At 68.0% G+C, this 24,229-nt stretch carries 1 protein-coding gene (cut by a window edge); it reads right to left on the bottom strand.

Features of this window, described 5'->3' with window-relative positions; all coding sequences use genetic code 11:
- A protein-coding gene (locus ACIG5A_RS09690) for a C2 family cysteine protease (protein ID WP_397239741.1) crosses the window boundary here: on the bottom strand, positions 1-24,229 show its 5' portion. The gene continues 7,583 nt to the left of window position 1, outside the view; 24,229 of the gene's 31,812 nt are visible here — the first part of the coding sequence; its start codon is at positions 24,227-24,229; its stop codon lies beyond the left edge, outside the window.

Below are 24,229 nucleotides of genomic sequence, written 5' to 3'. Positions count from 1 at the left end.
CCATGGGCTGGGCACCATGCCGCGCCGACACCGCGGATGTTCCCACCGCCGCCCGCGTGCCAGCGGTTCCGCGCCGCCGCTTGGTCGAACTCGCCCATCCCCGCTCAGGGCCTGGCGACACCCCCGATTCCACGTCCGAATCGGGCTCTCGCCGAGAACCCAACGTGCTGAGCAGGTTTCGCGCATCCGGTCCGATCACCGCGGCAGTCTGCACCTGGCCGAGTTCGCCGGTTTCCGTAGCCACCGACGGATCCTCGGTGACCGAGCCCTCCAGGTCGAACCACTGGCCGTATTCCTCGGACCACTCGACTATTTCGTCCCGAGCCGCCGGGGTGTCCGGCCGCTCGACGACTTCGGACCGCACGCCGAGACGCGCCGCGCCCGGGCCCAGGTCATGCTGGGCCACCCAGATCTTGCTCACGCCCGCGGCGGCCAGACGCCGCATAATGCTGTCGAACACGGCATTTCCGCGGGACGTGACAACGCCGTCCACGATGGTGGTCGTATGCGCCAGGATACTGACGACGCCGACATCCGTTCTATGTCTTCTATTCTCGGTCCTTTCGTATGTTTTCGCACGAACCAACTGCCCCGCGGTATCTCGGTACACAATCCGAATATTGGGCCGCCGCAGTTGAACCGCGGCGATCTCACGTGCGACCGGCACGGGCTCGCCGCCCAGCAATTCACGAATCTGATCGATATGCGGCTCGAGGTCCGCTGCCGCCCGCCCTTCGTCGACCGACGCGGAAACAGTCGCGCTGTAGTGCGCCTGCCCGACATGCAGGACCGTCAGCCGTGCGCCGTTCGCCGGCCCGAAGCTCTGAACCGTACCCTCACGAATGAACTCGGGCGACCCATCCCCACCGGCCCGGAATTCGGAACCGGACACCACCTGGAACGAAATCCCATACCGGGAAAGCAGACTTCCCAACGCTATCGGAGCGATGTCGGCGGCAGCGTTGGCCCACTGTCCCGGCCGCAAAGCATCCTCCACCCGCTCATACGACCAGTCGCGCAGTCCGTACTCGTCACTGTCCCAAACCTTCTGCGCCACCATCCAATTCAGGACCGCGCGGCGCAAGTCGACGACACTCCGCCACTCCAGCGGCAGCAAACTCACACCGGACGAACGCAAAACCGATTCATACAAGCAGTCCCCAGAAGGCTCGACCACAACCTCCTGCAAGTCCTCCCGCGACAACCGAGCCCGCTGCCCGACGTCCGCTCGCGGCGTCAGCGCCGGATCCACCGCGAGCCGATGATCCAGGCCACGTCCATCGATCCACACCTCGCCGACCCCGCGTTCGGCCAGTCCCTTCAAGAACCAGTCGAATGTGACAGTCGAGCTCTTGATTTTTCCGCCGTCGTCGACGTATCCGAAATCAACCAGTATGGCGCGGTTGGACTTTGCGATATTCGCGGCATGTCGCCTGAATGTCATTCTTCGGAACAACCGCCCGGTAGGATCGACGTACACCATCCTGATACGGGGCCAGCGCAGCTGAGTTGCTGCGGCCTCGAGCGCGATCGGCACGGGCTCGCCGCCCAGCGAGTCGCGTATCCGATCGAATTGCGAACGCACAACAACCGGAATCGAATCGGAAATCTCGGACACGAGCGTCACGGACTGCGACTCCGCCGCACCTGGGTACAGGTAATCCCGGCGAATCCAGATCTGGCGCACACCCCGGCGCTCATCGAGTGCGCTGAACGTGGAAGATGTGCGTTTGCCGCTGGGCAGCTTGATACTCAGTATGAAAGCCGTTTTCGCGGCTACCGTGTTCGCGCGAACAAACGTACCGTCACTGTCTTGGAAAACCACTCCGACACCGGACTCACGCAACCGCGCCTCGGCAGCGTCGAGTGCGATCGGCATCGGCTCGGCACCCAGCATTTCGCGTATCCGATCGAATTGCTGCGGCGTGACGGCCGGGCTCGAGCCGGGCAGCATGGGCGCGGCCGCCGTGGACAGCAGGTCCTCGTCATCGATAGCCGTGTTCAGGTCATCCAGCCAGGCAAGGTCTTCGGGTCCGAGGTCAGCGACGACAGACCGCAGCTCCTGTTCGTCGAGAACAGCATCCGCCTCATCCAGCCAGGCAAGGTCTTCCATACCGCCTCTGGTCGAATGCGTTGCCCGGACCTGTGATTCGCCGGGCACATGCTCGAAGTCGACGGTGTCCACGACCCTGCCACCGTGTCTGTGCACCGCAACCCAATAGTGTGCGCCGCCGTCGGATCGGTCCAGCATGAACGTGTTCAGCTGCTGTTCGGGCGACCCGAAATGCAGACGCGTCACGCCGCCGCCCGAGTGGTACACGTCCAGATTCAATTCCAGCGCGGCGGCCGCCGACGGCAACAGACGATCAGCGGCGGCGCTGTTCCATGTCCCCTCCTCCAGCAATTCCGTCAGCTGGCGCACGAACTCGGCACGACGTTCCTGGTCCGAATCCTTCGAGGAATCCGAGGATTTGAACTCACCCACGGACAAATCCGGGTTCGCCAGCATATTTCGCACGACACCGACGCGGAAGTCCCGGTGCGCGGCTCGATCGGTGACGTCGACACCGAGGGCCCGCGCCAGCGCCTCCCACAGGCAATTTCCGGCCCCTGGCTGCGACTCCCACACGCTGTCCACTCCGGGCGGGCGAATACCGCCGATCTGCCCGAGCACCGGCCTGAGCGAGGTTCCTGCGGCGCGCCCCGACTCTACGTCGGTAGCCGAACCCCTTGCGGTGGAGTCTGATTCGTCGACTCCCGCACCGCGCAACGGCAAGGCGTCCGGTACCTCGGTGTAGGGCTGGGGCGGGGGATCCGCCAACCGGAGTTGAATGTTGTTGGCCTCCAGCCAGGTAACGCTCAGCCACACCGGCGAGGTCCGGCCGGGGAGCAGCACCTGGAACTCCTCGACATCGGAGTCGCCGATCGGTCGCCGTCCTCCGGTCCAGACGAACGTTCGTGCCGCGCCCGCCTCGTCGGCGTATGCCGCCGCCAGGAGGGCGTGATGGGCGACCGCCTGACGCTGAGCCGCGAGAATCATGTGCGGCCACACCGCGTCGCTGTCGCTCACCCTCCCGTGCCAGTCGCCGGTGCGGCCGACCCGCACCCACCGTGGCCTGCCGTCGACCACCAGGCGCACGTCGACCGCGCCTGGCGCGTCCGGCGCGGTCCTGACCATGGCCCGGACGGCTTCGGGGTCGCGGGTGACGAGCTCACGGAGTTGGGTGATCGCTCGCGGATCCACCGCCTCCGGCATCCGGTCGAAGACGCGCAGGTGGCTGGCATTCGGGCCGCTCTCCGGCCAGAGACGACCATCGAGTGTGCGGGGAGGCCGGTCACCCAGGTCAGCGATCTGGGTATCGACCAGGGCAATATCGCCGTCCGCCACGGGAAGTGGCGTCAGGTACAGCGGACCGGCGGACAGGACGCTCGAGTGGACCGGTGGCCCGGCCTCCAGCAACTGATCCGAGTCCACCAGCGCGTGCAGGCGCAGCTGTTCGGGGGCAAGTGTCCACATCTGCCGGTCGAGGTCGGCCTCGCTGAGCCAGAGGAACGTCTGCTCCGTGCCGGGAACACGGATCCGGAATTGCTCGACGCCGTTGATCACCCGTGTCTCGCCACCCCAGTCCGCCACTGCGGGATCCGGATACCGGTCACGCTCGACCGCCGCCTCTTCGGTGAGCATGTCCGCCTGCTCGGTCGCCACGTTGATGAGCAGCGGCCAGATCGGGCGATCGTCCGCCCAGTCGATCTCCCAGCGGAAGGAACGCTCGACCCGGACCCAGCGAGCCCGCTCGTCCACAAGCAGGCGGACATCGACGGTGCCGTCGGCGTTCTCGCGGAACATATCTCGGAGGAATTGGGCGTGGTGCTCGGCGAGCAGACGCAACTGATCGCTGATGGGCCCGGGCCGCAACCCCACCAGATCCGCGGCCTGCGGGCCTGCCTCGGTCCAGAGCGGGCCGCGCAGCGGAGTCGGGCGATACAGTCCGAGGGCGGCCGCCGCGGCCTCCTGGACCCACACCTCCCGATCGGAAAGACGCAGGAGCATCATCCCGTCGTATCCTTCCGGCCGCTCGGTGCTCGGGTCGACCTCGACCGGTTCGTCGTCGTAAACCGCTACGGCGCCGCTGATTCCGGGCAGCAGGGCGGTACGGCGGAAGTACCGGCCGTTCTCGCTCAGCAGGAATCCGGCCGAGCGCAGGTCCCGTTCCCTGACCCATCCGGCATTGTCCGCGCCGATGACGCGGTACCTGTTTCCCTCGCTGCCGGTGTACTGGTTCCACGGGCTGTTCTGGAACCGCAGCGTGCCGTCGTCGTACGGCGATATCAGCTGACCGCGATCGGTACGCACCTCGACCTGCGGCAGGCTGATGTGACCAGGGGTTTCCGCCGGCAGCACCGGATCGTCGCGCATCCTCGACACGAACGAGGCCAAGGGAATCGGACCACGTGGCAGTTGGTTGCCGGTCGTGTCCGCTGTCTGGGCGAGGTTCGCCACGGACTCCGGCGCTTCCTCGGAGAACTGCGACGCACCACCATCGTCGAACCCCGTTGTGCCCGAATGGCTCACGACCTCCGATGGCGTTTCACTCACCGGCAGCGAATGCACCGAAACGCCACTGGCGGCAGCCTGCGGATTCAGCGCGGCGACACCCCAGGTCGCGGGACCGTCGCCGGATCCCATCGACAAGATCTCGAGTGGCTGCGCACCCACCCCGGTTCCACCGTGCTCGAGCCGGTCACGCAGTTCGCCGAGTGCCTCCGGGGAGAACGGCGACGACCCCATATCGTCGAATCCAGCTGTGTGCGAGGGATTTACGACATCCGGGTGCGCCTCGCCGGCGGGCAACGAGTGCACCGAGGCGCGGCTGGAGACAGTGTGCGGATTCAGCCCCGGGATACCCCAGACCGCGGGACCGTCATCGACGGATCCCATCGACAGCGTCTCGATGTGCTGCGCGGCAAGCGAATCGGGCGCCGGAAGGTCCACGGGCGGCTCGGCGGCGGCGGACGCGATATTCCGCGCGGCGATCTCCGCCTCGCCGACGGTGTGCGCCGCCAGAATCAGCGCAGGCCAGATCGGTTGGCTGCCGCCGGGCAGCCAGGGCAGCTCGGTGCGGCGGCGCAACCGTATCCACTGTGGGTGGGATCCGACGTTGAGGTTGACATCGACACTGCCGTCCGCGTTTTCGTGCAGCCAGCCCATGATGTCGTCCGCGGCGTCCGCGACCTCGTCCCGCAGCGCCTGAACCCGCTGGGTATTGGGAAGGTGGTCCAGATCCCGGGCTCGCGGACCCGGCTCGGTCCACAGGTCACCCTGCAACTCGGCGGCGCGCACCAGCCCGAGCTGGTTCGCCTCGTGCTCGGCCACCAGCAGTTCGATGCCGCCGTGATGCAGCCGCAACCGCGGCGTCCCGTCATCCGCGACGTCGCGATCCGGGTCGACGACGATGCGGTCGGTGTCGGTCACGGTGATCCGCAGCTGCGCGCCGTCCGGATCGACGCCCGTGATCTCCATGGTTCGGAGCAACCGGCCGGTCGACCGCTGCCACCGGTAGCCGTGCGCGCGCAAGGTATCGGCACGCACCCAGCCCCGTCCGTGGGCGCCGGTCACCCACAGCCAGTCGTCCGCGCCGTGCCTGCGGCGCATGGCCGGATCGTCCGCGTGGGTCAGGTATTCGCCGCGTTGCGGGGTGATCCGCGCGCCACCGGCGGTGACCAGATCCGGTGCCGTGAACTGGAATCGGGCACCGAGGCTGTCGGCGGTCCGGTCGACTTCCCGCGCGTTCACGGCGTCGAAGGCCACCAGCCGGATATCCGGAGACAACCGCAGGCCGCTGGTGGCCATCAGCTGCCCGATCGCCCTGTCGTTCATCAGGCCGGTGATCGGATACTCGCCACCGCGATCGGCGAGCAGCCGCACGATGCCGTCCGACACCTCGATCTCCGCGGCTACCGCGGCGGGCCCGCCACCGAGCAACGCCGCGTGCGTGATTCGCTGATACGGATCCGCGATCCGTGGCTCCGCATAGAGATTGCCGTTGCGGTCCATGACGAGGAGGGCGCGCTGGGTTCCCGTGTGGAACAGGCCGCCGTCACTCGCGCGGTACAGACGCCCCTCCGGGCCGACGACGAGCCGCCGCCGTTCGATCTCATGGTCCGGCAGCACGTCACGGTGCGCGGTGTCCGGCGCCACCGAGTCCACATCGAGCTCTTCGATGGTGCGCGCGGGCACCGGCATCGCGGTATCGCCCATCCGCGAAGCAGGCCGATCGTCGGGCGCGGACATCTCGAAAGTCGTTCCCGACTCGACGGCCTCGTGCGCGCGCAGCATCAGCGCGGGCCAGATCGGCCGGTCGGCACCCCACTGCTGGTTGGAGATCCGATCCACCCGCACCCACCGCGGCACCCCGGCCACCAGCAGGTGCACGTCGACCGTGCCGTCGAGGTTCATCCGCATTCGCGAGGCGACGAGTTCGGGATTCCAGTGGGCGAGTACGCGCAGTTGCCGCACCGCGGGCGAATTCGGCAGACCGGCTAGGTCGTCCGCCGCCGGACCGCCGTCACGCCACACCGCGCCCTCGAGTGGATGCGGATCCGGCATGCCCACCGCCTGGATATGGTTGGCCCGCAACACCGCGGCGTTGCTCGGTTCGACGGTGGGCGCCAGGGCGATCGGCCCACTCGCGACGCGATGGAAGACATCCTGCGCCGCGAAGTGCAGGTAATGGTTGTCGGTCAACCAGGTCCGGCTCCGCCGCACCTGTTCTCCGGTGCCGCTCTCGATGAGCGTGAACCAGGTCTCGCCGTCGGCATCGGTCTCGACCGCGCCCGTCCGCTGCAGCGGTACGTGATACTCCGGCTCCTCTGCCCGCGCAGTCGGATCCGCCTGATCGCCGGGGTGGTCCGAACCGATCTGCGACTGCCACCGCTCGACCCGGCCTGCCAGCCGCTCGAACTGATCCGCCGTGGGGAGCAGCCGTGTTTCCCGCGCGCCGGTCCCGTCGAATTCCACGTCGTGCACGGCCAGGAAGTCCCTGGCCGCGTTCTCGGCGTACTGCGCGGCCGCGTAGGCCTCGAGCACGACGGCGGGCCAGATCGAATGACCGTGCCACGACAGGTCCGGTGCCGGACCGGGTAGCGCGGTCGAGCCGTCCACCCGGATCCACCGCGGCCTGCCCTCCACCATGAGGTGGACCTCGGCCGATCCGTCGGCATCGATGCGGATCATGTCGCGGATCAAGTCAGGACTGTCGGTCACCAGGACCCGCAGATGCACGACCGCCGGAGAATCCGCCAGGTGCGCCAGGTGCGCGAGCAGCGGGCCTTCTCCTTCGGGCCACACGGGACCGGTCAGCTCGGTCAACCGGGGAAGGCCAAGCCGATCGAGCTGGTCGGCATTCACCAGCACCCGGGTTCCTACGGAATGCCGTTGCAGTAGAACAGCATTCGCGAGCGCGCCCAGACGCTCGACCCGTTCGTACCCGAACAGCTCCACGGGGCCGTCCGGGCCCGCCACGGTGACGAGCCGCATGAATCGGCCTGCGTCCCCGTCGCTTTCGAATCCCGCGTCGGTCAATGCGGTCGCAGGCACCCAGCCGGCGGCATTCGCCCCGGTGACCCACAGGTAGTCGACACCGTCTACCGTGCGCCGCGCCGCCGGGGTATCGACGTGGTTGAGCAGACCGCCCGCGATCGGCACGATCGGTGCACCCCGGTCGGTCGTCAGACCCGGGTCGGGCAGCTGGATCTGCTCGGCCCGTGGGAACCGCAGCGCGGCGCCGTAGGTCAGCGTGCCCGCGGGGACCAGCGGAATCGGTCCCTCGCTCGGCAACGGCCCGACGGACTCCTCGTCGCCGTTCGGGACCACCTCCTCCGCGTCCTCGTCCTCCCACGGACGGTCGGGAATCGGTGTCAGCTGCCGGAAGTCTTGGTGCAGCGTCAGCTGGCGCGGCCCCCATTCCAGGTGGTCCAGTGCCGCCGCGTTGACGGCGGTGGTGATCGGGTACTCGCCGCCGCGATCGGCCAAGATCGCCAGAACACCGTGCCGCACTTCGATTTCCGCCGCCGCGACGGCGGGCGCGCCATCCAGCAGCGTCGCGTGGGTGACCCGGGGACCGTTCTGATGCGTTTCGGCGATCGCGTACATGTTCCCGAAGACATCCATTACGAACACCGCGCGCCGGTTCGACGGTGCCTGATGCCACTGCCAGGAGCCGTTGCGATCGGCCGAACCCATCGGCGCATCCCACGTGGTGTCGAGCAGCGCGCCGTCGACCGCGTGGTACAGCAGCCCGTCCATGCCGACGACGATCCGATACAGGGCCCGCGTGTCCGCGGGCAGCCTGGTGAAACGGATACCGTCGCGCACGCGGACCGGCGGCAACGCGAGCTCGGCCGTGCTGAACGGGGGCACCACCTCTCCGGTGCCGTGCAGCACCGTCGGGTTGTCGTCCTCCTGACTTTCCGTCTCGGACAACACGTCCGGCTCTGGCTGCGACCGAACGGCCGTGTACGCCTCGAGCAGCACCGCGGGCCAGGACGGGTGACCGGTCCAGGACGAATCCGCCGCCGGGCCGGGCAGCGCGGTACGGCCGTCCACCCGCACCCACTGCGGCGTGCCGCCCACCGGCAGCCACACCTCGGCCACACCATCGAGATCCACTCGGATCATGGCGCGGATCCGGTCCGGGTCCTCGGCGGCCAGTCGCCGAAGCTGGGTCACCGCAGGCGATTCCGGCAGGTGCGCCAGATCCTCGGGCACCGGGCCGGACTCCTCGGCCCACAGCGCACCGGTCAGGCTCCGCAGTGGGGGCAACCCGAGCGTCGTAAGCTCGCTGACCAATATCAGCACCGGACCGCTGATCGGACGCTCCAGCTGCACGCACTGCCTGCCCCGGGCGAAACCGGTGATCCCGCGCTCGACCTGTTCGTGCTCGGCGAGCCGCACCCAGCCTTCCGGACCGCGCACGCTGACGAACCGGATCAGCCGTCCGGCGCTCTCGTCGTACTCGAATCCGTTGGCCGTCAATTGAATCCGCGACACCCAACCGGTCCCGTTCGCCCCGGTCACCCGCAGATAGTCGAAGCCGTCCACGGCGCGAAGCGAGGCGGCGTCGTTGGCGAAGTTCAGCACGCCGCCGGGGAACGGCGTCATCGGCTGTGCCTCGGCGGTGACCAGATCCGGATCCGGCAGCTGGATCCGCTCCGCCCGCGCCAGCTGGATCGCCGGTGTCTCGGTCACCGGGCCGGGCGGGGCCAGTGGAATCGGTCCCGCGTCCGGCACGACGGGCGCCGCGTCCTCGGCCGGAACCGACAGCGCGCTCGGATCTTCCGACCGCGCCGAAATCACCCCCGCGCCCGGCACACTCGACGTCGGTGACGGAACCGCGTCACCGGTGCTGGCCGGACTCGCCGTGGACACCACGAGCTGCTCATCCGCCACGATCTCGAGCATCACGACCGGCTCGGGCGCCACGGGCACCGCAACCGACTCGACCGCGGGCACCACAAGCGGCTCATCCGCGACAGACACCACAGGCGACTCGACCGCAGCGGGCGCCATCACCGACTCATCCACCGTCGGCGCCACAACTCGCTCATCGAGCACGATCCCGGGCGCCACGACCGGCTGATCCGGCACGGCTTCAGGCGCGACGATCGGCTGATCCGGCACGGTCGCGGGCCGGGACTGTGACCGTTCGCTCACCGGGGTGGGGACGCGGTCTTCGGCAACGATCGGATTGCCGACGCGGACAGGCTCGTTCCCGCCGAAGCGGCGCAGGATCCGCCTGCGCCACCACCCCGCGGGCCGGTTGGCCGCGGGGCTCGTCGACCGTCGGCGTCGCCGCAGCACCTGTCCGAGCCTGTTGACGAAATCGCCGACCACGCCACGATTCCGGAGCCGCCCGGCCCTGACCTGCTGCCCGGCGACCGGCGGCGCGTCGGCTGCCCGGACCGGCGAATGGTCCGATACCGCCTGCCGCCTCGCGCGGGCGGACCGGCCGAACAGCTCCCGCGCGGTCGGCAAGGCGCCGATCCGTGGGATCTCGACGGGGTATCGCAAACTGCCGTCGGGCACCTCGGTGCGCAAGCGCGGTCGGTCGAGGGTGACCGGATCGAACGTCAGCAGATGCACCGGCGCAGCCGCGCTGCTCGTCCGGACGGCATCGAGCCTGGACCCGAGTTCGGCGGCGGCGAGCAGGTGCGACGCATCCACCGCGTACCGCTGCCTCGGTGTCAAGGCGGTCTCCACCGTCAGCGCACGCAATTCCGCATCCAGGTATGCCCGGTTGAGCGAGTTTCGAACGTCGGCGGGGATCTCGCCGGAATTGCGCAGGCCTGGGAAATCGATGACCAGTCGCCGCTGGTACTCCGGCGAGAGCGCAAAGAAGTTCAGCGCACTCCACCATCGGTGCCCCTGCGCGCGCCACCACGCCGCCAGCTTGCCGACGCCATCGGCCTCGGCGGGGAAGTCCGGCGGCACGATCCGGTCGTTCTCGTCGACCGGATCCGGATGCGCCCACAGATCCACTCTGTGCGACGGGCGTACCCGCCCCGATGCGAGCAACTGCCCCCATTCGCGGAGATCACGCTCCTGCTCATCCAGCCAGCGGTGGTACACCTGCGCCTGCTGCCGCACCTCCTCCGTATCCGCACCGTAATCGCGCATGAGCAGCACTGCGCGCCATGCGTTCAGCCACCGCTGCCGCTTGCCGACTTCGGCACGTTGCCGTTCCAGTTCGCCGACTCGTTCGCGGACAACACCACCCAGACCCGTCAGGGCGGCGGAGTGATCGGCTGCCCTGCGCTGAAAATTGCCCGGCGTCCTCAGCCCCTGGCGGCGAAGGACATCGAAGGCATAGTCGTTCATCTGCGGACTGGGGTTGTAATGCCCGCTGTGGTCGGACATCACCATGAGCCAGCCGTCATGTACCGCGAGATAGCCTGCGGCAGTGACCGTTCCGCCCCCGAGGAAGGAAGAGTGGCGGCCCATCACCGAGGTGACGCCCGCGTACAGGTTGCCGAATTCGTCCATGACGAACCTGGTGCGCGGAGCGTGGAACGGAGCACCGTCGCGGGCCTGATACAACCTGCCGTCCGGACCGACGAACAGCCGATGCTGTTCGCGTTCCGCCGGAGTCATGTAGTGGGTCGGTACATCGAACGTCCGCGTCCAGATCTCGAGCCTGCCGCGGTCGATCACGGTCGAGTCGGCCGGGTCGAGCCTGCGCAGGACGTCGACCACCGGCGCGTCCGCCAAGCCCAGCCTGGACAGAGCGTCGAGCCCAGCGGATTCGGACAGGCCGAGCTTGCTCAGGGAGTCGGACACCATCGAGTCGGCCAGACCGAGGCTGCCCAGCACATCACGCACAGTCGCATCGGCCAGACCGAGCCTGCTCAGCACCTCGCGCACAGTCGATTCGGGCCGGTTGAGCATCGCCAGAACATCGACCGCGGCAGGCACCACCGGACCGACCTCGCTCGGCACATCGCGCACCGTCGATTCCTCCGGGCCGAGCCGCCCCAGGAAGTCGAGCACGTCCGATTCGGTCAGGCCGAGCGTTCTGAGGTAATCGATCGCGCTGTCACCGGCCAGATCGAGCGTCGTGTCGCGCAGTGGCCGGTTCTCGCCGGTGTAGTGCCTGCCGAGCACCGCGCCGTCCAGCAGCGGAATCTGCCGCGACGCCAGCACCCGGTCGAGCGGCGGCGGAATCCGCTCCGGCGGAATCGCCCCCGGAACCGGTGCCGCCGCAGGCTCGATCGGGCGCACCTCGGCCCACAGCGAACCATCGGCGTTCATACCGATCTCGTAGTGCCCCTCCGACGACCGCCGCAGGCGCATGGTCTGGTCGTAGCGCATCTTCAACGGACCGATGACCGACCCATCCGGCTCGTGCACAACGACATTCGCGCGAAATCTATCGCTCGTAAGTGTCAGCAGTTCCCGCGTCGTGAGGCCGCCGAGGGACGGAAGCAGGTCGTCGAAATCGATAGTGAGATCGTTGAGTTGCTCGATCACCCCCTCCAATGGATCGCCGACCTGCTGCCTGCGCCGCAGGTGTCCGAGCGCAAACCGCGACCGGTAGTAGTCGTAGTGCTTTTCGAGCTGAGCGGCGAGCGCGGTGCGCATGGCGTGCGAACCGTCGAGGTCGAAGGTCTGTGCGAGTGCGGTGCACAGCGGGTCGGACTCGCTGTGCACCGGCAGCCAATCCGGTGGCATCGGCTGGGGCATGGTCATGCCGACCTGGGGTACCGCGTCGGTCCGCGCATCGGAGCCGGCGGTGCGACCGGCGACCGTGCCGATGTGCTCGATCGGCTCGCCCTGCGCGGTGTAGATGATGGCGTGCGTAGCTGCCAGGTCTTCGGCGATCACCGGTGCGCGAGTGCCTTGCACACTGGGATCGATCACGACGGCCGTGCCGTTTTCGACCCGGAGCAGATAAGCGTGCGCGCCGATGCCATCGGCGTCGGCCGGGCCGCGGTAGGTATCGACGACGAGCGCTATCGCGCCATCGCCGATACCGAGCAGCTGATCGGCGATATCGCGGTGATCGGCGAAAAGCCGCAACTCGGCGCCCGCTGCCCGCTCCAGTTCCTGTCGCGACATTCCGGCGGTGCCGATCGGCCGCGCGGGCGGCCGCACGCTCGTGCTGCCGGTGAGCTCGACGAGTCGCAGCAATGCCTGAAACGCACAGTCGTTCGCCTGCCGTGTCGAATCGGCCGTATCGATATCCCCTCGCCCGCTGGCGGATTCGTTCTCGGGGATGGAGTCGGTGGCGTGTCGCGAACTGCCGTCGCCGGTCACCTCGGCCGAGCCGTCGTCACGCCGGCCGGCGACCATCGAGAGGCGCCGCGATCCCGGCACGGTCGCCGCGGGCGCATCCGGCGTTCCCACCACCACCGTCTCGTCCGCCCCGCCTCGACGGAAGGCGCCATCGGCCAAGGTGGCTGTCGGTGGACCCGCGGGCCCCCACACTCTGCTCGCCTCAGCCACGACATGTTCGTCGAGTTCGACGAACTCGGTGAACCGGACCTCGACGTTTCCCCACCGCTCGACTATCGGCCCGGCCCGGAACTCGGCCGGGTCACGACCAGGCAGGACGTGTCCGGGAGCCACCGGCCGCTCCAGCGCGAGGGGCGACGGCAGCAATTCCGAGCCCTCGTACCAACCGGTTCGGCGCGGGGTACTCGCGGGAGCGGTGCGATCTTGTCCATACGTATGCACCGTGGCAAGTGCCTCGAGCAACAGCAGGGGCCACACCGGTGCGCCGACCGGCTGCGCGACCGGCAGCATGGTGGACCTGTCGACGCGTACCCAGCGCGGCTCGCCGTCCACTGTCAGCAACACATCGACGCCGATCACATTCGCGTTGCTGACAACCACTGCGTCGCTGTCGTCGCGGGCGACGCGGCCGTCGGCGTGATAGCGGATGTTTCCATAGCCGTCGTAGAGGATGTCCCCGGTGGCGTAGTGGACGAGGTTTCCGTTGGCGTCGATGCGATTGCCGGGCGCACCGATCACATCGCCGCGAACCGTCGTGACGTTCCCGCTCCCAGCAACGACAAAGCGCATCATGTTCGCGATGCCTTCCGGCCTCGCGACCAGCTCGCGCAGCTCCCGGACCGCGGGCCAATCCGGCAGGTGCGCAAGGTCTTCGAGCAACGGACCGCGTGCACCGAACACCGGGCCGACGAGCTGCCGTTGCTGCCGCAGCCCGGCCAGGGCGGCCTGCTCGGTGGTCACCCAGAACTGCCGGTCGCCCGCGTGCAGCAGCACCTGTCCCGGACGCCCCGTCGACGGGTCGACGGCAACCTGGTGCTGCTCGAACGTCACCACTTCGCCGTCCGCCGTCGTCAGCTCGCCGGTGACCCGGAGGCCGGAGGGACGGACGAGACCGAGATCGCGTGCCTCGTCTTCGGCGATCCAATGCCGCTGATCCCCGACGTGCAGCAGCACCTCCCCTGGCCGCTCGGTCGACGGGTCGACGACAACCGGCTGATACTCGAACAGCTGCGCCCCGCTGCGCAGCGAAACAGCCCTGGCGTACTGCCCGTTCACCACATCCCAGTGATATCCGGCCTGGGTCAGCAGCGTTGAGGTGATCGAGGTGGTCATATCGACGCCACGCACGGTGACAACCCACTCACCCGCCGCGTCGGTGAATGGCGCCACACTGGTATCGACCGTGAGAATGCCACCGTCGAAGGGTTCGAGCACTCGATTGCCGATCCGCAACGTCGGGTATCCGTGGACGATCCGGGTGCCGTGCCGGGTGGGCGCCAACGCGGGCTCGTCACTCCACGCGCCGAGCGGGGCGAGCGGAATCGGCGTCTCCGCACCCGCCGGCACCCGCGCCGACGTGCCGCTCCGCACGGCCCGCCCGCTCGACCCGTACGCCGAGAAGACCACGAACTGGTTGAAATGTCGTGCGGGAACGTAGATTTGCCGACTGGCCTCGTCGGTCAGCCGCAATGCGGTCACCGCGCCGGACGCGTCGTCGATCAGTACGTCCGACACTTCATAGCGGGAATCACCGAGCAGTCCGGTGTCGGCGGGGCTCGTGATCCACGCCGGCCTGGTGCTGACAATCAGGGTCGAGCTGTGTTCGAACAGCGTCCGGATATTCGTGCCCGCCCAACGGGTCAGGACCGTATCCCCCTGTGGCGCATCGGATTCCCACGCCGACATCGCGTTCCACAGCGGTTGCGACGGTTCGGCGAGTAACTCGAATCGGTCGGCACCCAGCTGCTGTCGCAGGAACGCGTGCAGGCCGCTCGCGGTGTGCACATCGTTGCGCCGCATCCAGGCCGCGAACTGCTGCGCGTCGTCGGCCTCGACCATCGCGTCGAACACCGCGCCCCAGCCGGACCAGACGGCCGGGCCGCATTCGAGCAGGTGCGCACGCAAGCGGCGCAGTGGACCGGCGAAGCGCCAGCCGCGATCACCCAGGGCCGCCCACAGCACCTGTGCGAACGCGGAATCGTCGCGAATCCGCGGAGACTGCAAGTACCGCCGGATCCCCCCGGTGTCCGAACCCGCACGGCGCATATCCGCGAGGAGGTCCCGCGCTTGCTCCCAGATATCGAGATTGCGCGACACTTGCCGCCGGGCCTGCCAAGCGTCGCGCTGTTCCAGGATGGTTCGCGCGGCAGCGGCATCCCCGATCAACTGCCCCAGCGTGCGCTCGCTCATCTTCATCGGGTGTGCGGCCGTTCGATGTTCGGTCCCCCGGGTGGCGCGCCACCGGCCCGCGGGCGCCCATTCACCGGCCGGGCGCAGCGCGGCGGCCGGGCCGAGCGTCCGCGTCCCGACGAGTTCGTCGGCCACCGCGTTCGTCCCGCCGCGCAGCACCGCCCCGATCTCGGCGCCCTCCGCGGCATCGCCGATCTCCGTGCCCCGCAGTACCTTCCATGCCTTCTCGAGCACAGCGGGCCACAGCGGCTGACCGGGCACATGTGCCCCGTACGCCATGCGGCCGTTGTAGACGTGGAAATGGCGGTCGACCGCGACACGGACCACGCCGCCATCGGGACGGGTGAAGCGGACCTCGAAGGCGCCGTCCGCACGCTCGCGAACCATCCGGCGCACCCAGCCCGGCCGTTCCCGGACCAGGTCGAGGAGATCGGCATGGAGGTGATGGCTACCGCTATCGATATCGGCGTTGTCCCACACCACATCCGACGCCTGGGGAAGACCATCGGCGGCGAACAGCGGGCCGGTGGCCATCGCGAGTGCGGGCGCCGCCGAACCGATCTCCGCGCGCGGCTGGGCGAGTTCGGCATTCAGCAACTGGTTCGTGCGACGGCCATGCGACCGACCGGAGGATTCGGCGGCGGTGCCCCACCGGTGGTCGACCACCTCGATCGGCTCGGGACGATGCGCTATGCCCTGGATCTCCATGGCGTCTCGCGCGGCACGAAAACCGGTGAGCGCGTCGGCAAGCCGTTGCCTGCCGCTGGTCAGCGGCGCGGACAGCCAGCGGCTCGCACGGACGTGCGCACTCGGATCGAATGCCTCGGCGTGCGCCAGCCACACAACTGTCGCGGACTCGGCGCCCGCACCGTGCTGTTCGAGCGCCGCGTACAGATCCATGCCGGTGATCAGGCCGCGTTGCAGCGGCGACTGATTCGCTTCCGGCACATGCCAGGTCACCGACCGGGCGCGGTCGGTGTTGCCGAAACTGAGCACCACCGAACCGGATCCGCCGAAGGCTGCCGGTTCGAACCGCTGCAGGTATACCCGAGGCGGGGCGATCCCCGAGCGGTCCGCCGCAAGCCGGGCGATGGCATCGGCTTCGGCGAGGCGCGAATTCACCTCCTGCACAACGGAAAGCAGCCGCTGCTCGCTGGCCGACAGCGTGCTCGTCGCACGGAACCGCGCCAGCTCGGCATGGAGGTACGCACGGTTCATCGTGTCGCGGACGCCGACGGGAATGCCGTCCAGCTTCCGGAGCCGGTGATACTTCGTGGCCAGTCGATACTGCGCGGCTTGCGGTAATTCGGTGAAGCGCAGCGCATCCCACCATCGCCTGCCGTGCTCGGCCCACCATTGGACCGTCTGCCCGGCTCGCTTGCGCGGGTCCGCTACGAAGCCGGACACCTCCAGTTCCGAGGGCAGGTCGGGCGGGGGTGTGAACTGCGTGGTGTCCGCTGCCGCAAGGAGCCGCTGCTCGCCACGGGGCAAGCCGAACAGGTCCGCCGCGGGCGGCCGCGCACCGGACAGCGGGCCGAACGCGGAAAGCGCACCGGCGCCCGCCGAGCTGATCACGCTGAACTTGTTGAGCTCGGCCAGCGGTATCTCCAGGCGCTCGCCACCGTTGCCCGGATCGGCGACCACGATCGCGGTCGGCGTTGTCCGCGCCGCACCGGCGGGCTCGACGCCGATCACGGCATAGGAATGCCGCCGCTCGATTTCGGCACCGTCGGGGGTGAATTCCTGTGCGGTACCGAGGATCACCGAGTCGCCGTGCTCGATCAGCCGACGGATCCGCTGGGCGAGCCACTCCGCGATCGTGGTGTCGGCCAGCCTGGTTCCGGACTTCCAGGCATCCAGTTGCCGCTGGAGTTCGCCGCCCGACGCCTGCCACTGCGCACCCAGGTGGGTCAGGAATGCCGTTCGATCATCCGCCCCATCCCAGTCGGCCAGCACCTCCCGCACCGCGTCGACCGTGTGCACCCCCGAATCGACCGCACCGTCCGGTGAATCGCCGGCGTGGTCTCGCACGAGCGCCGCCAGCTCGTCGCGATCCATCGCCACCAGCTTCGACGGCGTCAGCTGCTTCTGAGTGACGGCTGTGCGCACGCGATCGGTCGCGGCGTGCAATTCGTCGGTCAGGAAGCCGGTGAATTCCCGATGGGTCCACGACGCGGCGCCCTTACCAGCTCCGCTCTCGAAGAACTTGTGCTCCCAGCCGAGCACCATCCCGGCGAATCCCGGCTTGCCGACCGCTCTGCCCAGCGTGTCCCGGTCCACCTCGAACGGGTGCGCGAAAATAGGCGCGTCGACGGCGCGAGTCGACTGCGCCCGACCGGCGCGGCCGGGCATCTCCGGCGGTCGCACCATCGCACCGACCGCGCCCGACCGGCCTCGGTCGATCCCCGAGTATCCCTCGTCCCCACCGCGGAACAGCGCGAACGCCTTCTCGATCACCGCGGGCCACAACGGTTGCGCCGGATCGTGCACCGCGTACTTCATCGCACCGTCGGCATCGGTGTAGAAGGTGTCGTCCACGGTGACGCTGACCCAGCTCTTCTTCTCCGGATCGAAGAACCGCACATGGAACAGGCGTCTACCGGCCTCCTCGGACGTGGTGATCATGTCTTTGATCAGGCCGGGATTCCGGGCCGCGAGAGCGAGCAGATTCGACAGCAGATAGCAGGTCGCGGCATCACCCTGACGGACATCGTCCGGCACGGGCATCTCATCGACACCGCCGTACAGCGGGCCGGTCGCCCTGCGAGCACCGATGCCGACCTGGGCAGGATCGATCGATAACCACTCGAACCCTGGAGCCGGTCGCAGACTCATCATCGCCGGGTTCACCGGATCCGGCCGGACCGGCACGTGCCCGGAGGGCAGCAGCATCACCGCGTCCCCCACGCTGTCGGTGACGAACACCCCGGAGTGGTTCGGCCGCAACACTTCTGAACCATCGGGCTGCGACGCTCGCTGGAAAGCCAACTCGACCAGGTCATCCGAGAACACAACCTGTTCGTTGTCCGGCAGCTGAACCCGGATGCCGGGCTGGTCGTTCGGCAGTATCGGCAACGACGCCGTGGTATCGAGTGCCACCAGGTGACCGTTGATGTCGCTGACAAGCACGCTCGCCGTCGGGAACGGCACCGATGTCGCGGGCATCTCCGGTGGTGCGACGACCGGCGGCGTATCCGCGGCAGGGTCCGGCGCACGCACCGCGGCGTCGAACAACGTGGTGAGTTCTGCCTGGTTCTTCCCGGAGACGTCGGGGATGCTGTCGTCGCGGCCGGAGGATCTACTCGGCGGCGCTGCCGACGGCGCTGCGGCCACCACATTCGGTGAATCAGCCACGTGCTCGGTCGAACTCGAACTTGCGGCGGCCCTGGGAGCCGGTATCGGCGGCGGCGAGTCGAGCTGCGGCACACTGCCGGTCAGCGGCGGCGCGTTCGCGGAGTAGACGCCCGGACTGCGCGAACTCAGAATGTGCTGTTCGACCGCTGCCTTCTGTTGCGGTGTCGCCTCGTTCCGCAGCTCGTTCTCGGCCGCTTTCAGGTCGCTGCCCGCCTTGTCGAGCCGCGCCTTGTTCTCGCCCGTCGGGCTCTTCTCATGTGCCGTTGCCGCGTCTTTGTACTCGTTCGAGGCCGTCTGGTACCGCTCCACGATCACCTTGACGCCCTGATGCGGCGCTCGGCTGCGGAAGTCCTCGGGTGAGATGTAGTGCTTGGCTTCGCCAGGTGTGCCGCCGTCCGCCCAGCCCTTGGTCGGATCGCCGCTGCGTGCGGTGCGGTTCTCGACCTGATGGTTCACGCGGTCCGAATACGCTGGGCCACCGCTGATCTTGACCTGGAGTCCGCCGTTCTCGATGGCCGCCTTGATCGGGGTGATATCGGTGCCGCGGCCGAGGAGCTTGTTGCCGATGATGATCTTGCCGAGCCCGCCGCCCGCCTCGGTGATCTCGGTCAGGCTCCGGTACGCCGCGCTCTTGTCGTTGTGCCTGTCGACCCAAGCGACATCGACCATGTCGTATGCGACCTCGATACCGCGGGCGGCCGCCGCGGTGTCCAACGCCTTGGCCAAGCGCGCGGCATCCGCGTTGTCCATGGCGACGACGAGCTGCGGACGGCCCTCCTGCTTCGCCGGCCCGTCGTTGTTCTTCACGAATGCCGTGTCGAGGATATCCTCGGCCATCGTCGCGAACTTTTCGTCCCTACTGCCGAAATACTGCGCGTCGGACAGCTTCAGTTGCGAATTGAAGAATCGGTCCACCCTCGCTATCGGCCCGGTGTTGTACTCCTCGTGCAGGATCTGCTCGACGCCGCGCGGGTTGTCCCCGGATTTCGTGAGCAGGGTGCCCGAGGTGCCGGTGAGACGATCGAAAGCACTGAAGAGCTGTCGCCCGGTGACGCTGATCGAATGACTCGAATCGGCCGTGACCGCCAGGCCTTCCTTCAGCTCCAGATACTTGGCGAATCCGGCCCATCTGCTGGAGCTCTGCTTCTCCGGGTCGTCCATCAGCTGATCGTTGGTCCCGGACGAGATGATCTTGATCTTGCCGGGTTTCCCGTCACCTGTCTCGCTGACGTGATAGTCGGAATTGCGCTCGGGGCCCCACCACGCCTGCGCGGCGTGGGCGTATTCCACCTCTTCCCCATCGGCGAGCGTCCTGCCCTGCTCTGCCAGATACCGCTCCAGTTCCGCCCTGCCGTCGGAGGTCAGTCGCGAGTCGAATATCCCCTGCTGGTCCGGATTCTTACCGAAGTGCTCAGGACGCAGCACCTTTTCATCCACGGCTTTCCGGAAGTCGTTCCAGGTATCCTCGGCCTGCTTCTTGTACTCGAGGAATCCAGCGTTTACGGAATCGGCATTCTTCGAGGGCGTCAGCACGTACTGGGATTGCACGTCGACCAATTGATCATCCATCTCGTCGATGATCACCTCGCCCCGCCGGAACGGCTCGAACCGCGGATCGACTCCCGCTTCCTTCGCCGCATCCTCCATCAATCTCTGGTATTCCCGCAGTGTCGGCGCCTTTTCCAGTGCCGCTTTGAGTTCCGTTATGCGCGCATCCGGCATGCCCGCCGCCTTCAGCTTGTCGATCATCGACTGCGCTTCTTTGACCACGCGGAAGCCGTAATCCTGCGCGGTGCCGACGACGATGAGCTTCTTACCTTTCGCGGGCTCCTCGAACGGCGCATCGGAATCCATGCGGCGCACCTCGATATCGAGGCCGTGCCGGTCACCGGCGACCAGCTTCAGGAACTGCTGCTGCATCTGCAGGACCAGCGGATCACTACTGGTCATCACGTGGACGATGTCGTTCTTCAGTGCGGCACGCGTCGCCCGCGCGATGACCGTAAGTTCTTTGCCCTCACCGGTGTCCATCTCGGCCGGGCCGCGCTCCAGCAGCATTTCCGTGGTGAGCTGCGTCCACCGCAGCACCTTGCCGCCGGGCACGTCGCCGTCGGTGCCCCGGCGGATCAATTCCATCAGCGCCACACGGGAATCGGTGTCGGAGCCGTTCTTGATCAGATCCGCCAGGCCCGCGTCGCTGAGCTTGGTCAGCGGACCGTCCCGGTCCGGCCCCACCAGGGTTTCGTAATGCGCCCGCAGCGCCTCGGCCGCTACCTTCGCGGTCTGATACCGCTTGTCGGCCGCGTGTTCGAAAGCCTTCGCCTCGTACGCATTCCACGTCCCCTCGCCGACCTTGTCGAACTCGGCGATGAGCTTGTCGACGTTGTCGCGAACCCGCTGATCGTCCTCCACCGCCTTCTCGTAGGCGGCCCTGGCCTCGCTGTCGTCCTCAGCGACAGGCTTTTTCGTGTCCGGAGTCCGTTCGGCGGCCGGTGGCCAGCCTTCCTGCTCATCCGGCGTGTGCTTGCGGCCGTGCTGGTCGAAATGCTGAAGGTTCTCATAGAACTCCTTGCCGAGCGCCGTCTCCAGCGCATGCTTCACGCGGGCCGGGGCCGGGTGGTAGGAACCCGCCCAGTCGAAGACCTCGGTCATCCGGCCGTTGTCGAATTTGGCCTTGAAGGCCACGTAGACGCCGGCGTTGTGGAATGCCTCGTGCGGCAGGTCGCTGACATACCAGCGGCCGTGGTGGTCGCCGATCACGGTCCGCATCACGGGCGCCTCGCGTTCGGCCCAGCGCTCGAGCACCGGGCCGCGGCGCGGTACCTGAATGGTCGGGGTTCCCTTCTCGGGCACCACATCCTGTGCGGGCTTGCCCTGCGCGGTCTCCGACTCGGACTTCGCCTTCGACCCGGACTTCGATTCCGGCTTCGACGAGTCGTCGGATTCGGCTTTCGGCTTGTTCGGCTCAGTGGACGAACCGTCCGAAACCTTCTTCCAGCGGCCGTCTTCCGATGGCTTGAAGAGGTGTTCGGTCCGTTCCTGCTCGGTGAGCCGGTACATGCCGCGCGACAGCGGCTTGTCGTGGCCGCGCGCAGGCTTGCCGTCTCCGGCGCCGTCGTGATCGCCTGCGGGCGGCTTCTTCTGCCCGTACCCGTCACGCAGGGGCAGGTCGTTGCCCTCGGGCTGACGGAAGACCTCGCGGCCCTCGTGCGGCGACTTGCCGCCCTTGAACAACTCGATCGTCTGCTGGAAGCCGAGGATCTGGCGCAGGAACGACTTACCGCCCGGCCACACCGGTCCGAGCAGATCGGCATCGACTCGGCGCCAGCGCGGTTCGGACCGAGTGGCGTCGCCCGGTTCGGGAGTACTCGACTTCTCCTTCGACCCGCCAGTGGTCGCACCGTCGTCGCCATGGAGCGTGCTGCCCGACGCGATGGATGCGGCGTCATCGCTGCCCCTGCGAGTGCCGCTGGACGCGATAGACGCAGTGTCATCGCTGTTTCGGGTGCTGCCCGATGTGGTCGACGCGGCGTCGTCACCGCTCTGGCGTCCGCTGCGCGATGCGGTCGACGAACTCTCGTCTGCGCCCCGGCGGATGCTCCGTGGCGGAGTCGACGAATTGCCGTCGCCGTCGCCGCGGGTGCTGCGCGACGAGGTGGATGAACTCGGCTCACCGTCTCGACGGCCCGTCGCACTGCTGCGCGGGTCGGGCGCGTTGCGTGCCGATTCCTTGACCGTCGGTGTCTTGCCGTCGCCGGTGGGTTGCTTGGCGCCCGGTTCCGGCGCGGTCGTCCGTGGATCCGGTGCACCGGCCTTGGTCGGCTGTGCCGTGGCGTGGACCTGCTGATCGGATGTCGGCGCGCGGTGGCCGGGTTGCGGTGCGGCGGTGCTGGATTGCTTCGCCTGCACGCCACCGGGGACCTGATCGCCGTTGCCCGGCGACGCACTCGACCGTGCCGGGGTCGAGGTCGCCGACGACGACTGTGCGGTATGCGGCGTCGGCGCCGCCGGCTTGACCGAGCCCGCTGCATCCGTCTTCGGTGTTGCTCCCTGGTGCCCGGCCGCATTCTGCCCGGCCCCGGTCTGCCCGGCACCACCCTGCGTGGCTCCGCTCTGCGCGGCCCCGTTCGCACCGGCTCCGGTCTGCCCTGCTCCGTTCGCACCGGCGCCATTCGCACCAGTTCCGTTGGCACCGGCCCCGTTCGGCCCCGCTCCGTTCTGCGCGGCCGCGACCGCCGGACCCGGCGACTGCGCGGTCTGGTGCGCACTCGACGATTCCGGACGATCGGTGGACAGATGCGATGCGCCGTCGTTCTTCGGCGCCGGCACGGAGCTGCCGTCCCCGACAGCCGACCGGCTCCCGGAATCACCGGCACCCGAGGACGATTCGTCACCGTTGACCGAACGCCCGTCGTCGGACGCCGATTTCGAACTCGACGCCCCGTCGTTGCCCTGCGATCCACTGGACCGGCCATCGCTGTCCGCGCCACGCCCTGACCCCTCGTGCGCGGCCGACCGGCCCCCGGAATTGCCCGCACTCGACGATGATCCGTTGGCGTCGGCCGAATGTCCGTCCGTCGATCCCGATTTCGCGCCAGGGGCCGCACCGGACTGCCCGTCGCCGGGCGCCGCACCTGAATGCGGTTCGGACGTAGGCGGTTTGACGGGCGGTGTCGCATCTCCCGCACCCGGCGCGGGGGCATGCGGCGGTGGCGCCGAGTTCAGCTTCCCCGCCTCCGGCACATCGATGTGCGGCTTGGCACCGGCGTTGCGGAACCCGCGCCCGCCGCCGGTGACCGCGCCTGCCGCACCCGCGCCGAGCATGCGCGGATCCAGCTCGAACGGGCCGCCGTTGATGAGCTGGTTGGCGACGCCACCGCCGACCATACCGCCGACACCACCGGCGCCACCCTGCACCATGCCGGTGAGAACCTGCTGCCATCGTTTGTCGAATTCCGTGCGGGTGATCTTGCCGCCCGCGAATTTGAACAGATCACCGCCGATCTTGCCGAACAGCGAACCGAACGCACCACCGAGCGCGCCACCGAGCGCGTACTGGCCGAGCGCTTTCCAATCGAACCCGTCCTTGTGCCCGGCCGCCATCTGGCCGAGTTGCAGCAGGATATTGAGGATCACCTGCTGTCCCATGGCATTGAGGGCGGCGATCACCATGTGCATCATGGTTTGCTTGAGCCATCGGAAAACCAGCTGATACCAGTGGATCAGCACCACCTGCTGGGCGGGCGCGGTGGCCGGGGACAGCCAAGCGAGCAAGATCTCCCACAGCAGCTGCACGAGGCCGACGATGATCATGATCTTGTTTTCTTGAATCGCGCAGCCGACCTTGTCGCACGATTTCGACAGCTGGGTCATCGATGTCGCGATCGCCTGCATCGACGCGTTCTCCGACTCATCGGTGAGGTGCTTCAGCGTCTGCACCATCGATGAATTCAGTTCAGCCGCGGACGGATACGCCGCGAGAACGTCTTTGATGGCATCCTCGATGCCGGTCACGAGCTCCGACAGTTCGCCTGCGGCATCGGACCAGGCGTCGGCGAGGGCGAACATGCCGTTCTCACTGCCCTCGGGCCATTCCCCACCGGCGACGAAGCTCAGCCAGTGCAGTTTCTCCGGCAGCTTGATATCGGATTGGGAGATCGCGTCGGGAACCGACAT

Source organism: Nocardia sp. NPDC052566 (genome assembly GCF_044547285.1).
GTDB lineage: Bacteria > Actinomycetota > Actinomycetes > Mycobacteriales > Mycobacteriaceae > Nocardia.
Note: the sequence above shows the minus strand (reverse complement) of the source record. Positions and strands in the feature narration are given on the sequence as shown.